This window comes from Sorangiineae bacterium MSr11367, from assembly GCA_037157805.1.
In the GTDB taxonomy this organism is placed as follows: Bacteria; Myxococcota_A; Polyangia; order Polyangiales; family Polyangiaceae; genus Pendulispora; species Pendulispora rubella.
Map to the genome: position 1 here is coordinate 5301565 of CP089983.1, position 14650 is coordinate 5316214.

Annotated in this window: 15 protein-coding genes; 11 read left to right on the forward strand and 4 right to left on the reverse strand. The window is 64.3% G+C overall.

Features of this window, described 5'->3' with window-relative positions:
- Nucleotides 1-10: 10 nt before the first annotated feature.
- Nucleotides 11-391: a hypothetical protein gene (locus LVJ94_20565; GenBank protein ID WXB09611.1), complete on the forward strand. Its 381-nt coding sequence runs from the start codon at nucleotides 11-13 to the stop codon at nucleotides 389-391.
- Between the two features lie 117 nt (nucleotides 392-508).
- Here LVJ94_20565 and LVJ94_20570 read toward each other — a convergent pair whose 3' ends face one another.
- Nucleotides 509-1354, reverse strand: coding sequence for a M12 family metallopeptidase (locus LVJ94_20570; GenBank protein ID WXB09612.1), 846 nt, complete (start codon nucleotides 1352-1354; stop codon nucleotides 509-511).
- Nucleotides 1355-2120: 766 nt separating this feature from the next.
- Here LVJ94_20570 and LVJ94_20575 point away from each other — a divergent pair.
- The 3 genes from LVJ94_20575 to LVJ94_20585 are packed head-to-tail and all read left to right on the forward strand — an operon-like array spanning nucleotide 2121 to nucleotide 5425.
- On the forward strand, nucleotides 2121-3017 hold the full coding sequence (locus tag LVJ94_20575) for a dihydrodipicolinate synthase family protein (GenBank protein ID WXB09613.1): 897 nt from the start codon (nucleotides 2121-2123) through the stop codon (nucleotides 3015-3017).
- A gap of 43 nt (nucleotides 3018-3060) precedes the next feature.
- On the forward strand, nucleotides 3061-3999 hold the full coding sequence (locus tag LVJ94_20580) for an MBL fold metallo-hydrolase (protein WXB09614.1): 939 nt from the start codon (nucleotides 3061-3063) through the stop codon (nucleotides 3997-3999).
- Between the two features lie 25 nt (nucleotides 4000-4024).
- Entirely contained in the window at nucleotides 4025-5425 is a 1401-nt protein-coding gene (locus tag LVJ94_20585; protein WXB09615.1) for an amidase, read from the forward strand.
- Between the two features lie 5 nt (nucleotides 5426-5430).
- Here LVJ94_20585 and LVJ94_20590 read toward each other — a convergent pair whose 3' ends face one another.
- On the reverse strand, nucleotides 5431-6012 hold the full coding sequence (locus tag LVJ94_20590; protein ID WXB09616.1) for a carbonic anhydrase: 582 nt from the start codon (nucleotides 6010-6012) through the stop codon (nucleotides 5431-5433).
- Between the two features lie 321 nt (nucleotides 6013-6333).
- Here LVJ94_20590 and LVJ94_20595 point away from each other — a divergent pair, with 321 nt between their 5' ends.
- The 3 genes from LVJ94_20595 to LVJ94_20605 all read left to right on the forward strand — a co-directional run bounded on the left by LVJ94_20595 (nucleotide 6334) and on the right by LVJ94_20605 (nucleotide 8134).
- Nucleotides 6334-6744, forward strand: coding sequence for a VOC family protein (locus tag LVJ94_20595; GenBank protein ID WXB09617.1), 411 nt, complete (start codon nucleotides 6334-6336; stop codon nucleotides 6742-6744).
- 67 nt (nucleotides 6745-6811) lie between these two features.
- A complete protein-coding gene (locus LVJ94_20600) occupies nucleotides 6812-7249 on the forward strand; it encodes a MarR family transcriptional regulator (GenBank protein ID WXB09618.1) in 438 nt (145 codons plus the stop codon).
- Nucleotides 7250-7276: 27 nt separating this feature from the next.
- The gene (locus LVJ94_20605; protein ID WXB09619.1) at nucleotides 7277-8134 is read left to right on the forward strand and encodes an SAM-dependent methyltransferase; all 858 of its coding nucleotides are present in this window, start codon (nucleotides 7277-7279) and stop codon (nucleotides 8132-8134) included.
- Here the strand turns inward: LVJ94_20605 and LVJ94_20610 are convergent.
- Entirely contained in the window at nucleotides 8112-8681 is a 570-nt protein-coding gene (locus LVJ94_20610) for an NUDIX domain-containing protein (GenBank protein ID WXB09620.1), read from the reverse strand. The genes LVJ94_20605 and LVJ94_20610 overlap by 23 nt on opposite strands.
- On the opposite strand from LVJ94_20610, the gene LVJ94_20615 reads away from it, so the two are divergent.
- A complete protein-coding gene (locus LVJ94_20615) occupies nucleotides 8680-9822 on the forward strand; it encodes a winged helix DNA-binding domain-containing protein (GenBank protein WXB09621.1) in 1143 nt (380 codons plus the stop codon). The genes LVJ94_20610 and LVJ94_20615 overlap by 2 nt on opposite strands.
- Nucleotides 9823-9949: 127 nt before the next feature.
- Here the strand turns inward: LVJ94_20615 and LVJ94_20620 are convergent, their stop codons facing one another.
- On the reverse strand, nucleotides 9950-10615 hold the full coding sequence (locus LVJ94_20620; GenBank protein ID WXB09622.1) for an O-methyltransferase: 666 nt from the start codon (nucleotides 10613-10615) through the stop codon (nucleotides 9950-9952).
- A gap of 42 nt (nucleotides 10616-10657) precedes the next feature.
- Between LVJ94_20620 and LVJ94_20625 the strand changes: the two genes are divergently transcribed.
- From LVJ94_20625 to LVJ94_20635, 3 genes are all read left to right on the forward strand, one after another.
- On the forward strand, nucleotides 10658-11104 hold the full coding sequence (locus LVJ94_20625) for a CoA-binding protein (protein ID WXB09623.1): 447 nt from the start codon (nucleotides 10658-10660) through the stop codon (nucleotides 11102-11104).
- Nucleotides 11101-12078 (forward strand): macrolide 2'-phosphotransferase, encoded by a 978-nt coding sequence (locus LVJ94_20630; GenBank protein WXB09624.1) that lies wholly within the window; start codon nucleotides 11101-11103, stop codon nucleotides 12076-12078. The genes LVJ94_20625 and LVJ94_20630 overlap by 4 nt, the downstream gene beginning before the upstream one ends.
- 255 nt (nucleotides 12079-12333) lie before the next feature.
- Nucleotides 12334-14235, forward strand: a complete 1902-nt coding sequence (locus LVJ94_20635; GenBank protein ID WXB09625.1) for a serine/threonine protein kinase — start codon at nucleotides 12334-12336, stop codon at nucleotides 14233-14235.
- Nucleotides 14236-14650 lie beyond the last annotated feature (415 nt).

A 14650-nucleotide genomic window follows, 5' to 3' on the forward strand; every position in this document is an offset into this window, starting at 1 on the left:
ACCGGGTGAGATGAACCAAGAACAAGCGAAGTATGCGGCTTGGATCAAAGAGCTCGAGACCCGACGCGAGACGCTCGAGCGCAACCTTCGTTATTTCGATTACATGGTCCCGGTGACCATCGTCCTCGCCCCCTTCGGTTTGTTCGCCTCGAAATGGGTGGCGCTGGGCGTCGTGGCGGTCGGCATCGTGATCGCCGCGATCGGTCGCTACCTCATCATGATGTACCGCTGGGACTACAAGCTGCAGATCGAACGAGCTCACTCCGACGCGCAAAAGCTCGCCGAGTACCGCGCCGCCCCGCACAAGTTCGATCTGCCGCAAGACGCGGACGACGAAGAGCGCGCCCGCTACGCCAAACACCGCATCCCCCGCCGCGCCGTCTGGCGTTAGACGCGTCGCCGTCAAGAGAGGCGAACCGCCAAGATCGCCAAGGTTCGGGGGTTGGATAAACCAACCTATCTTGGCGTCCTTGGCGTCTTGCGGTTCAATCAGGATGCGAGAACGAGGCTACGGGTACAAGGTCTCCACCGCGGAGACGTCGCCGGAGCTCAGGCCCGAGCGCTGGCCGACGTCGGCGCCGTTCTTCGTCGTGATCGTGGGCTCGCCGTTCTTCGAGAACGCGGTCTCGCCGTAGTGCATGATCGAGCCGTAGTCGTAGCCGTTGATATCTTCGCCGTCGGAGACGTGCTTATCGAAATTGTGCTCCATCCCCTCCTCGATGTTGTCCCAGTGGATGGTCACGTGGCTATCGCGGTCTTCGCGCGATTGTTCGTGCCATAGGCCCACGGCGTGGCCAATCTCGTGGATGGCGTTGCCCGTGCTGCAACTGCTCGCGAGATTGACGTACTGCACACCGCCTTTTCGACCGACCGTGGAGCTACACCCGCTCCCCGAACGAAAGACCACGTAATCAGGATATTTGCTGGCATTGGAGCTCGTTCGCTTCACGAACGTGAGGTCCGTCTTGCTGTGCCAATGTGCAATGGCATCGGTCACGCGCGCGGTGTTGGAGAGGCCCGAATCGACCGCGTACGGCACCACCTTATTTGCCCACCGCCGCGAACTCCCCGAGATCGCGACCCCCTGGACCTGCAACCCGCCCGCGGACTCTCCGCCGCCTCTATTATCCAGAATGATATCTCCCTCGAAAACCTTCTCTCCCTCGACGGCGGCGTAGGTCACCTTCTGAACGACACCATTTCGTCCAACTGGAAAGTAGCCGCTTTGCAGCGGCCCCCGTGCAGTCTCCGGTGCCGCGGGTGCATCGTTCGTCGGCGCGGATCCTTCCGCAGTACACGATGCATTCAGCAGGCACGCCCCGAGCAGTAAGGCCCCCACGATCGCGTTACGCATGGCACACAGCTCCTTCCTCGCTTCCGCGAGTCGGCTCGCTCTGTCTAGAGCGTTTTTTTTTAGGCGCCGCTCGTGCTCAGGGCGGGCACGAAGCCTTTGCGCAAGCCAAAGAAGGCAAAGGAGAAACCATCGTTCCGCAAGGGTATCCGCAGCTTCTCGACGCGAGCCCACATCGCATCGCCGCTGCAAACCCGCTCATCCGGAACGACCCTATTCGCTTAGCATACGTTCGTGCTGGCCTGAGCAACAAATCATCAATCGGTGAACTTTCCCGATTTCGGTTGCGCCTTGCGGCGAGGTGCACACCTGCGCTCGGGCGCATTGCGTCAACGAGGGGCACATCCTTATCGCTGGCATAATTGGATATCCACCTGAATACAAACTCCGACTCCAAACTCGAAACATTCGTGAAATAATTAATCGACTAGGTGCAACCTATGCTAAACAGCGCAAGGCTGTTCCGGATGAGAGGATCTGCAGTGGTGCAATGTGAGCTCCACCCCTATTCTGCGGATGCCCTTGCGGGATACCCGGCATCATCTCGCGACGTCTCGCATCACCTCCAAGCTCTGGGCGTGATGCACCGCGTAGCGCGAGACCTTGAGTGAATTACAGATCCAATTGGAATCTTTTGGATTCACCGAAAGAGTCGGGGAGGTTGTTTCCCATGAAGCTGGAGTCTTCCGAACTCGTCCCAAGTTCCGTACCGGGTCGTGGCCCCTCCTCGGCCCCAAGTTCTAGAGGTAGACGCAGGACAGCACGCGCCGTGTGGAAAGGCGTCATCTCCGCCATCACCACACCGTTCAATGCGGATTTGACCATCGATCATGGTGCACTCGCCGATCATTGCCGCTGGCTCGCGGATCACGGCGTCGTGGGCATCGTGCCCGTGGGTTCGTTGGGGGAGTCGTCGACCTTGTCGCATGCCGAAAAGCGCCAGGTCCTCGAGACCTGTGTCGGTGCTGTCGGCGAACGTGTACCGGTTCTGCCCAGAATCTCGGCACTTGGAACGCCCGAGGCCATCGCCATGGCGAAACATGCGCGCGCCGTAGGGTGCCGCGGCCTGATGGTGACCCCACCCTACGATCACGGGAACGACTGGCGCGAGATTCGCGCCCACGTATCCGCCGTCATGGGCGCCACAGATCTGCCGTGCATGTTGTACAACCACCGCCCGCCGCATCGGGTCGAATTCCGGCCCGAGCACATCGCGGAGCTCGCGGCGGAGTTCCCGCACCTGGAAGCGCTCAAGGAGCCGGTGATCGATACCTCGCGCATCGGTGCCATCCGAGATTTGCTCGGCCCCCGGCTCGAGATCGTCGTGTGTGTCGAGGACACCGTCGTCGAAGCCGTTCGCGCCGGTGCCAGCGGATGGATTGCCTGCCTCGTCAACGCCTTCCCTGCTGAGTCGGTCGCCCTCTATCGGTATGCCCAGGAGCGCCGCGAGCGCGAAACCTCGGAGCTTTATCGCTGGTTCGCCCCGCTCTTGCGGATGGATACGCTCCCCAAGTTCGTTCAGCTCATCAAACTGACGCAGGAGCGCGTTGGACGCGGAGCCTCGCGCGTGCGGCCTCCCCGGCTTCCCCTCGAGGGCGACGAACTTCGCGAGGCGCTGGCCGTCATCGAGAACGCCCTCGCCACCCGTCCGAAGCTCACGTTGTAAGAGGGCGATGTCGAGGGCCTCGAGAAGGCCCTAAACTCGCCCCATGACGAAGCACGAGCGCATCACCGTCGACAGCGACATCATCCCCCAGTTCACCGCCTGCTACCTTCGTACCGCCGGTGACGAGTGCGCTTTCATCGAAGCGCACACGGCCCACGCGCTTCCAAAGCTGCTCGCCGCGCTGCGGGCCCAGGGAAAAAAGCCCGAGGATGTGCGTTGGATCATCGTCACGCACGCCCACCTCGATCACGCGGCCGGTGCCAGTGCCCTGGTTGCGGTGTGTCCAAATGCCATCTTGCTCGCGCACCCGCGTGCCGCGCGGCACCTCATCGACCCGGAAAAGCTCGTGCAGAGCGCCACCGCGGTCTATGGCAAGGAGCGCTTTCGCCAGCTTTATGGCGAGGTCGCCCCCATCCCCAAGGAGCGGGTGCGCGCCCTCGAGGACGGGGAGAGCGTGCAACTCGGCGACGCCACGTTGACCGTGCTTCACACCTCGGGCCACGCGAATCACCACTTCATCGTCGACGATCCGAAGCTCGAGACCGTCTACAGCGGCGACACGTTCGGGGTCATCTACCCTGCCCTGCAGACCCACGGCCTCTTTGCCATCCCTTCCACCAGCCCGACGAACTTCGACGCGGCGGCGGCAAAAATCAGCATCGATCGCGTTCTCTCGCTCGGGGAGCGCTACGTCTGCCCCACGCATTTCGGCCCGTTCGAGAACCTGTCCGCCATCGCGGCCCAGCTCCTTCGCTTCGTGGAGCGCGCGGGGGCCTGGGTCGAAGAAGCCTCGCGCGGGGATGAATCGCTGGAGCAGATGACCGCCCGGCTCGCGCGCGCCTGGCAAGACGCCATCGCCGAAGAGGCCCCCGCCTTCAGCGAGGCCGAAAAGAAGCACCTTTCGCTCGATGTGGAGCTCAATGCCCAGGGCCTCGCCTTCGTTGCGAATGCTCAGCGCGCCAAGCGGCTTGCCAAAACGTGAGGCTCCCCTCATATTGTGGCGCACCATGGATGACGTTCTGGATGCGAGCGCGCTCGAGCAAGTCGAACTTCTGCGAGACGGCAAGGTTTCCAGCGAGGAACTGGTCCGCGGCTACTTGAAACGGATCGAGCGGCTCGATCCGAAGATCCACGCCTTCGTCAGCGTCCAAGCGCGCCGGGCGATCGCCTCCGCGCGCTGGAAAGATCGGCTTCTCCGTCGTAGCAGCAAGCACGACAAGAGCGAGCTGCCCGCCTTTCACGGCGTCCCCATTGGCATCAAGGATCTGAACATCGTCCGCGGCACCGTCACGCGGTGGGGCTCGGGCGGCTCGTTGCCCGTGGTTCTTCCCGTGGACGACTACACCGTGCAGCCTCTGCGGCGCGCGGGCTTCGTCTTCCTCGGCAAGCTGGCCACGTCGGAAATCGGGGCCATGCCGGTGACCGAGCCGGACATCCACCCGCCCACGCGCAACCCGTGGTCGCTCGAGCACAGCGCCGGCGGTTCCAGTGGCGGATCGGGTGCGGCGCTCGCGGCGGGCATGCTTCCCGTCGCACAAGGTTCCGACGGCGGGGGATCCATTCGCATCCCCTCTGCCTTTTGCCATCTGGTGGGCCTCAAGCCCTCGCGCGGGCGTTTGCGCAATTCGTACGGCATTCCCGATCAAAGCATTCTGTACACCTCGGGCCCCATGGCCCACACCGTCGACGATGCGGCCGCGATGCTCGATGTCATGTCCGAGGTCACCTTCGGCCGCCCGCATTGGGCACCGCCCCCGCCCCGTCCCTTCGCAGAGCTCGCGCGCGAGCGTCCGTCCGCACTGCAGATCCGCGTCCTCACGCGCACGCCCCTCGCGGAAACGCACCCCGAAATCGCCGCCGCCGTCGAACGGGTAGCCAAGGAACTGCAGGACCTCGGTCACCACGTCGAACCCGGCCCGCAGCTCGATGGCTCGGTGGAGGAATTTGCGCCGCTCTGGCAAACCCTGGTCGGCACCTTCCCGCTCGCACGCTGGAAGAAGACGCAGCCCATCACACGCTGGCTCGTCGAATCGGGCCGAAAGCACGAGCCTACCGCCATGCGCGAGCTTCACGCCGCACTGGACGCGCGCTGGCGCCCGGTGATCGAAAGCGTGGATCTCTGGCTCACGCCCACCGTTCCCCAGCCGGCCCCGCGTGTGGGCGCCTTCCGCGATTTGCCACCCGAGCAAGGCTTCGCCGCCGCCGCCCAAATCGCAGGCTACACGGCGATCTTCAACCTGACGGGGCTACCCGCCATCAGCCTGCCCATCGGCCTGATGCAGGACGGGCGCCCCTTCGGACTGCAAATCGCCGGCCGCATGTTCTCGGAGGGCCTGCTACTGGCGGTGGCGCGCCAAATCGAAGAGCGCTTTCCTTGGCGCCACCGCCGACCGCCGGCCCTTGCCTGAATGCACTACCGCGCCTGGCCTGCCTGCGTCGCGTCCGGGACCTCGACCAGGCGGCCGCTCTCGACCTGGTAGACGTAGCCATAGATGGGGATATCCCCGGGAACGAGGGGATGCGTCCGAATGCGCTCCACGTCGGTGGTGACGCTTTCGGCTTGCTCGCGGATGGTGAGCCAGTCGATGAAATCACCCTGGCGCGAGCCTTCGCGCTTTCCGGGATCCTTCCACGATTTCCCGTCGTGGCTCGACGTCTTCAGGCTCGAGGCCAAAAGCTCGCGGATGATCTCGTCGGTGAAGAGCTCCATGCCGCAGTTGCTGTGGTGGATGACGAACCACTCCCGCGTCCCGAGGAGCTTGTACGAAATGACCAGCGAGCGGATCGCATCGTCGCTCGCGCGTCCGCCGGCATTTCGGATGACGTGCGCATCGCCTTCCCGCAGTCCAGCGAGCTTCGCCGGATCGATGCGCGCGTCCATGCACGTCAGAATCGAGAACCGACGCACCGGCGGCAGGGCGAGCTTTCCCTTCTCGCCGAAGTCGCGCACGTACACCGCGTTGGCCTGGAGAACTTCTTCACGGACCTTGCTCATGACGACGCCTCCTCCGTTATGACGGAGGAATCATCCGTTATATTGAACAATCGTCAAGGTGAGCAGGTAACCGAACAAAATAAAAAAGGCACCGCGCAGGGCCCGGGGGGGGAAGGCCGTCAACGCGATGCCGTCCGCCTATAGAGCGAACCGCGTGCCAGGGGCGCAGGTGCGAATTTCTCGATGTTTAGCGATTGCGCTCGCCTTGAATCCTTTCAAAAGTGACATCGTGCCTTCCAACTTTGCGAAACGGAATGACCGGTGGAAGCATCGCCCGTTGCGTCTGCGCAAGAGCCACGCGACTTACCCAGGAGTCTCCTCATGATTCAGATCCGAGAAATCGATCACCTCGTCGTGCGCGTCGTCGATCTGGACGCATCGCTGCGCTTCTACTGCAACGTCCTCGGCTGTCGCATCGAACGGCGCCAGGACGAAATCGGACTCATCCAACTCCGCGCCGGCCGCTCCATGGTCGACTTGGTGCCCCTCGACGGAAAGCTCGGGGGCGCCGGCGGTGCTCCCCCTGGCGAGGAAGGGCGCAACGTCGACCATTTCTGCTTCCGCATCGATCCCTGGGACGAAAAGGGCATCGTCGCGCACCTGGCCACCTTCGGCATCGATGCGGGCGAGGTCGCCGCCCGCTTCGGCGCCGAGGGCGAAGGGCCTTCGATCTACGTGCGCGATCCCGATGGCAACGTGGTCGAGCTCAAAGGCCCTCCTTATCGCAACTGAATCGCATGTGACCTTGACGTTACGTAGATCGGTTGCTACGAACTTCGTAGAATCAATCGGAGAGGCGATGCCCAAGGTCGATCGCGACGTCGAAGAGCTGAACGAAGCCGTGCATGCACTGCTCTTGCGCATGCACGTCGCCCGTTTGGATCTTTGGTCCGAGAAGCTTACCGGCATCGGCTACCTCGATTTGCACGCGCTGTCTTTCGCCGAGGAAAAACCCGACCACACCTTGGCGGAGATGCGGGAGTTTCTCCAAGTCCCGCAGAGCACCCTCACCAGCATCATCGATCGGCTCGAAAAACGGGACCTCCTGCGGCGGGCCATCCACCCGACGGACAAGAGATCCTTCCGCATCGAGCTGACCGAGAAAGGGACGGAGCTCCAGCAGGAGCACCATCGCGTCGAGCGCATGATCATGCGCCGCATCCTGGACGCGCTGCCCAACGGGGACGATCGCGGCACGTTCATCAAGTTGTTTCGCAAGATTGCGAGCAAAGTCTGAGCGCTCCATTGCGCAAAAGGTGAAATCATGTCGGGCAATAAAACGAAATTCGTACCTTCCGAAACTGGTTCGAATGACCTCTCCTTCATCGAAACGACGGCCCTGATCGTCGCGTACCATCGCTCGTTGGAGCACGCGCGGCCGGATCGGCTCTTCGCCGATCCGTTCGCGGCGGCCTTCGTCGAGGCGGCGCAGGCCGAGGGCATCGCGAGCGACACGATGCCGGCCGCGCCCACGGACTACTTTGCCGTGCGCACGCGCTTCTTCGATGAGTACCTATTGAAGGCGGTCCATGCGGGGTGTCGGCAGATGGTGACCTTGGCCGCGGGCCTCGATGCGCGGGCCTTTCGCCTGCAACTGCCGCGGGGGGTGCGCCTCTTCGAGGTGGAACTCGCCACCATGCTGCGCTTCAAGGAGAGCGTGCTCTCGACGCTCCGGGCGCGGCGCGAATGCGATCGGGTCCTGGTTCCGACGGATCTGCGCGACGACTGGCCGGCGGCCCTGGTCGAGGCGGGCTTCGATACGTCCGTCCCCACGGCTTGGCTGGTCGAGGGGCTCCTCTTCTATCTGACCAACGAGGACGGCGATCGCTTGCTCCAACGCGTCACGAAGCTCTCTGCGCCGGGAAGCTGGCTCGGTGCGGAGCACGTCAACCACGCGACCATCGACGTGATGGCCGCCGTTCTTTCGCGGCTCGCGCAGGGCGGCGCCCCGTGGCAATCGTTCATCGAGAACCCGGATGCCTGGATGGCGCGACTCGGCTGGGTCTCGCGGGTCTCACCCCACGACGAACTGGCCCTGCGCTACGGGCGGCCTCTGGAGCTCGGCGCCTTTCCTGCTGGAAAGCAGCCCAAGGCTTGGCTCATCGAGGCAACGCGGGGTTGAACGCGGCGGCGGCGCTCAAGATGTCGACCAGCTGCTGCGAGTGCTCCGCCGGGGAGCGCCAGGCGGCATCGAGCACCTCCTCGGCCTGCAAGGTGATCGCCGCCGCATCGGAGACCTCGAACACGTAGCGGAAGTCCCAGTGCTCGTGGGACGGTTCGCCCTTCTTCGGGTTGGCCGGGATCCCATGGCAGTCGATATGAACCGGCACCTCGTGCCACACGAAGGGCACCCGCAGGGCATCGGGCGGAAAGCCGACTTCTTCCACCAGCTCGCGCGCAGCGGCGCCGAGCAACGTGCGGTCGCCGGCCTCCAGGTGCCCGCCGGGCATGAGCCACCGATCGAGCGCGCGGTGGTGCACCAAGAGCACGCGCCCCTCGGCATCGCGCACGACCGCCCCACATGTGACGTGCCCGCGAAACTCGAGGCGCGACGTCACATCCGCGCTTTCTGCAAGGAGCGCGCGCAGCGGCGCGAGAGCGGCGGCACGCTCGGGGAATCGCTCGGCGTAGAGATCGACGATTTCGAGCACGTGGGCGTGGGAGACCATGAATAATGTGCATGCCATGCCCGCGGCGCGAAAGAAAGTGCTCGGCCCGCGCGCGTTGAACCGCGCGCTTCTCGAGCGACAAATGCTGCTCCAGCGTCACGAGCTCACCGCCACCAAGGCGCTGGAACGGCTCGCCGGGATGCAGGCCCAGTCACCGTACGCGCCCTATTTCGGCTTGTGGACGCGCCTGACCGGCTTTCGGCCCACGGCCTTGTCGGCGCTCATCGAGAAACGCCGCGCGGTGCGCATCGCGCTGATGCGTTCCACGGTGCATCTGGTCACGGCGCGCGATTGCCTCGCCTTCCGCCCCATCGTCGGCACCGTGGCGATGCGTGCGCTCACCGTGGGCACGACGTACGGCCGCGACATTGCGGGCGTCGACGAGCGCGAGCTCGTGGCCACCGCGCGGGCGTTGCTCGAGCAACAACCTCGCACCTTGGCGGAACTGGGCGAGCTTTTGCGCGGCCGCTGGCCGACCTACGATGCGCACGCGCTCGCGTACGCCGTTCGCCTGCTCGTGCCGCTCATTCAGGTGCCTCCGCGCGGCGTCTGGGGCAAGGGTGGCCAGGCGCTCTGCACCACCGCCGAGTCCTGGCTCGGCCGCAGTTTCGATCGCTTCGACACGGAGCCGGCCCGCCCGGACGCGATGATCCTGCGCTACCTCGCCGCCTTCGGGCCCGCCAGCGTGCGCGATGCGCAGATCTGGTCGGGCCTCGGCAAGCTGCAGGACGCCTTCGAGCGCCTCCGCCCGCGGCTGCGCACCTTCGACAGCGCGGAAGGGCGCGAGCTGTTCGACCTCCCCGACGCGCCCCGCCCCGATCCCGACACCCCTGCCCCGCCCCGCTTCTTGCCCGAGTACGACAATCTGCTCTTGTCGCACGCCGTGCGCACGCACCTCATTGCCGACGAACACCGCCGGCACGTCTACGTGGCCAACGGCATGCGTCCCGCCGTGCTCGTCGACGGCATCGTGAGCGCCACCTGGAAGCTTACCCAAACCCGCCGCCGCGCCTCCCTCGCCATCGCTTCCTTCGTACGTCTGGCCAAAAAAGACCAAGCCGCCCTCGAACGCGAAGGCAAAGCCTTGCTCGACTTCGCCGCCCCCGACGCCGAACACGACGTCCGATTCACCAAGGCCTAGTGCGCGCTGCACAGGGTGGGCCCGGTGGATTTGAACAGGGAGATCGGGAGATCGGGAGATCGGGAGATCTGAATCAGAAAACCTCCCGATCTCCCGATCTCCCTGTCCAATCCTCAGGTGGAGTTTCCTACTCGACGAGCGCGAGCACGAACCCGTCGTAGCCCTTGATCCCGACGGTCTGCAATGCGGTCGTGCTCACCCGTTTTTCAGCAGAAAGGCGCTCGTACAGCCGTCGCACGCCGCGGACGGCCGCGTCCGTACTGGTCGCATCGACCACGGCCCCCTGCCGCACGACGTTGTCGACGACGATGATGGTGCCGCGGCGGGCGAGCTTCAGCGCCCAGTCGAAGTAGCCCACGTTGTTCGTCTTGTCCGCGTCGATGAACACCAGGTCAAACGGCCCCAGCTTCTCGGCCTCGATTTTCGGCAGCGTCTCCAGCGCGAGGCCGAGCCGCAGGTCGATGACCTTGTCGAGACCGGCGCGCGCAAAATTCGCGCGAGCGACCTCCGCGTGCTTGGCATCGGCCTCCAACGTGACGAGGCGCCCATTCGCGGGAAGCGCACGCGCGAGCCAAATCGTGCTGTATCCGCCGAGCGTGCCGACCTCCAAAATGGACTTCGCCCCCGCGATGCGCGCGAGCAGATGCAGAAACTTCCCCTGCGCCGGCGAGACCTGGATCTCGGGCAAACCGGCCGCGACACTTGCCTTCAGCGTGGCGTCGAGCACAGCGTCGGCCGGAATCAGCGCGTTCGCGATGTACTCATCCACCACAGCCCACGAGTGGTTCGTCATGTTCGAGATGCTAGGGCCGGCCCGATGCTCTATGGAAGATGCATGCATGAGAAGGTCATCGACGAGCCGCGGGGGATCGAAGAGCTGCTCGTACGCACTCACCGCATCGCGGTGCTCGGCATCAAGACGGAAGCGCAGGCCAACCAGCCTGCCTTCTACGTGCCGCAGTACCTCGTGAACGCCGGCTTCGACGTCATCCCCGTCCCCGTTTATTACCCGGATGCAAAGATCATCCTCGGCCGCCCCGTCGTCCGCCGTCTTGCGGATGTGCCGCCCCCGGTCGACATGGTGAACGTCTTCCGCCGTCCCGAAGATCTGATGCCCCATCTCGACGATATCCTCGCCGCCAAGCCCGCGAGCGTCTGGCTCCAACAAGGCATCCGCCACGATGCCTTCGCCGAGCGCCTCGCCGAGAGTGGAATCACCGTCGTGCAGGATCGCTGCCTGATGGTGGAAGCAAGGATGCGCGGGACGCGGCTGCGCCGATGATCGAAACGGTTCAAGCCCTCCTCGATGCCGCCCGCCAGCATGGCCTCGAGCTCACGGCCGATCGCGACGAATTCGACAAGTCCGGGCTCGATTTTCTGGTGGTGCACGCCAAGGACGCATCGGGCACCTGCTGGGTGGTGCGCACGCCGCGTCGCCCGGAGCTTCTCGAGACCGCCCGCCTCGAAGGACGCGCACTGCAACTCCTCGCGCCGAAGCTGCCGGTGGCGATTCCCGAGTGGAGGATTCACGCCGACGACGTCATTGCGTATCCGCGTCTGCCGGGGACCCCCGCGGTCACCCTCGATGCATCCGGTGCGCCACAATGGCACCTCGATCCTTCGGCCCCGTCGGAGCTGTTCCTCGACTCGTTCGCCGGAGCGCTCGCCGCATTGCAAAGCATCGACGAGGCAGGTGCGCGGGCCGCCGGCATCCCGACCAAGCCCATCGACGAAGCCCGCCTGGCCCTCGCCCGGTCCATGGATGAAACGCGGGCCGCGCTTGCCCCGAGCGATGCCATTTGGGCACGCTGGCATGCCTGGTTGGAAAACGATGGCTTATGGCCGGATTACCTGACCTTGGTTCATGGCGACCTCCATCCGGGCCACATGCTCCTCGATGCCGAGGGACGTCTTTCGGGTATCCTCGATTGGACCGAAGCGTGCGTGACCGATCCTTGCATCGATTTTGCGATGTTCTTCGGCTGCTTCGGCCGCAGGCCCCTGGAACGGCTCGTGGAGCGATTCGCCATGTGGGGTGGGAGAACGTGGCCGCGGCTCGTCGACCATGCCGCGGAGCGCTGGGCATCGTTCCCCGCATTGGTGGCGGAGTGGGCATTGCGAACCGACAACGAAGCCATTTTGGAGCACGCACGAGCACATCTCGCGTCGGTGACGGAAAACATGACGCAAAGCCAGACCAACCTCGCACGCGAACTCCAATCCGACGTGGACCCCACGACAATGCAATCGGACTAACGGCAACTCGAGTGACCATCCGAGCGTTGCATGGCCTATTTTTCGAGGGTTCTGCGGCTCCGCTGCTCTCGATGCTCGTTGGAGACGGCCTTGGGCCACCTCGGTCCGCCTCCCACCCCGAAAAAACTTTGGGGGTAGTCTGCTCAGCTTTTGAGCGTTACGGAGAATGTCGTGTTAGCCTAATGCCGAAGTATTTTATGGGGATTATCCCGAGCAGCTCCGTTCTAAGCGTTCTAGCGGCAGTGGAGAGGTGGCATGGGGGAGCCCAACCGGGCCAGTAGCAGCATGGTGCTTCCGACAATCGGTCGTTACCGAATCATCGCGCAGCTCGGTGCGGGCGGCATGGCCGAGGTGTACCTCGCGGTCATGATGGGACAGCGCGGCTTCAACAAGCTCGTTGTCTTGAAAGTGCCCCGCAGCAACGTCGCAGCGAACCCGGGCTTGCTGGGAATGTTCATCGACGAGGCGAGGGTCGCTGCCCGCCTCAATCACCCGAACGTCGTCCAGACGTACGAGGTGGTTCACGAAGAAGAGCGGGACATCATCGTCATGGAGTACCTGGACGGGTACCCGCTCAGCAAAGTCATCGCCCAAGGGCGAAAGCTGGGGTCGCAGCTTCCATTGTGGATGCATTACGAGGTGCTCATCCATGCGATGACCGGCCTGCACTATGCCCACGAAGCGAAGGACTTCGACGGCTCGGCGCTCAACCTAGTTCATCGGGATGTCTCGCCCCACAACATCTTCGTGACGTTTGATCGGCAGGTCAAAATCCTCGATTTTGGCATCGCCAAGGCGCGCACCTCGACCCACGAGACGGAGGTCGGCACCTTCAAGGGCAAGGTGCGCTACATGCCGGCCGAGCAACTCACGGGCAACAACGTGGATCGCCGGGCCGATGTCTTCGCGCTCGGGGTCGCCATCTGGGAGGCCGCCGTCGGCGAGCCGCTCTGGAGGGGCAAGAGCGACATCGAGGTGATGGGGGCCACCCTCGCGGGCGAAGTTCCCATGCCGCGCGACGTGAACCCCGACGTTCCCCACGCGATCGATCTCATCTGCCGCAAGGCGATGGCCCATCGCAAAGAGGACCGGTACCCCACCTGTCTCGATCTCCAGGCCGATCTCGAGGCGTACCTCGCTTCCCTACCCGGGGCGAAGGGTCTCAAGCCCATCGTCGGCTACATGCAGATGCTCTTCGCCGAGCCCCGGGCCGAACGCCAGGCGCTCATCGAGCGTCAGCTCGCCAAGGCCGAATTGCTCACCGGCGAGTACCCGCATTTGGGATCCACCTCGGCATCCCAGGTCGGGATCCTCCCGTCCATCCCGCTGATTTCCGCCGCGCGGAGCGAGAGCGATCCGCACCTTCCGGTGGGACAATCGCTCTACCCCGACCTGGCCTCGGCATCCGGCGCGACGATGAGTCGCTCCCGGGTCATGGCGCAGCAACCGCCGGGCCGGAACAAGATGGCCTTCCTCGCGCTGGGCGTGCTGGCCTTTGCCGGGCTCGTCGCCATATGGCTCCTTTTCGTGCGCAAGAACGAGCAGGTTGCCGACAAGGGCACGGGCAAAGCCTCCGCCACCGAGCAAAAGCTCCCCGCGACGGCGGAGATTTCGACGCAGGAGCCCAATGCGTTGAAGGTGACCGTTTTCGTCCGGGCCGAGCCAAGCAGCGCAAAGATCTATCTCGACGACAGCGTCACGGCGCTGGATGCGAACCCGCAGATTCTCTCGCTGGTGAAAAACTCGGTCCACACGATCCGAGCCGAGGCCAAGGGCTACGCGCCGAAAACCATCGGCATCACGTTGGAAGCCGACAAAGAGGCCCTCGTCGTGCTGGAGAAGGACAAGTCCGACGCCCCGTCGACGTGGTCCCGCCCTTCGCGCAGCAAGGGCGCAGCCTCCGCAGCCAAAGAGCCCGCGCCGTCCGTCGATCCGACGCCCTCGGCCCCTCCGGGCTTCCTCACCCTCGACACCTACCCGTGGACCCACGTCTCCGAGAACGGCAAGGTCCTGGGCCAAACGCCCATCGTGCACCTTACCCTACCCGCAGGCGACCACGTTCTCGTCCTCGAGAATCCGGAACAGGGCTTGAAGCAGACCTATCCGGTAACGATTAAGAGCGGCGAGACGCTCAATAAGCGTCTTGGGTTGAAATAGGCTCTCCGACCGCCTGACTCCTGCCCCTCGCTCGTCGAGAGGGGCGGGAGAATGGCCAGTCTACTGGCATTGATTCGAGCACCGGGCGCTCAGGGTGGGACATGCAGTCTGATCCTCGAGCACGGCGAGATCGGCAGCGCGAACGGCAGCCAACGTGACGGGCACGCCGAAGTTTCCCTGCCCCGTAGTCAACGGAGTGCAACCCAGCAAGATTTCCTGCCCGCTTTGGGCGAATCCGACCACCGCGACAGCCCGCTCGCCAAACGATACTTCCGGAATTTTGATGCGATTCGGAGCCGTGTACACGTCGCACGTGCGAACCCGCTCGATGGATGCGACGGGCGCGACCCCTGTCGGCCAATTGCCGGGCGCAGTGGTGCGTGAGGCGATCAAACGCTGGCAAAGATCGCGATTG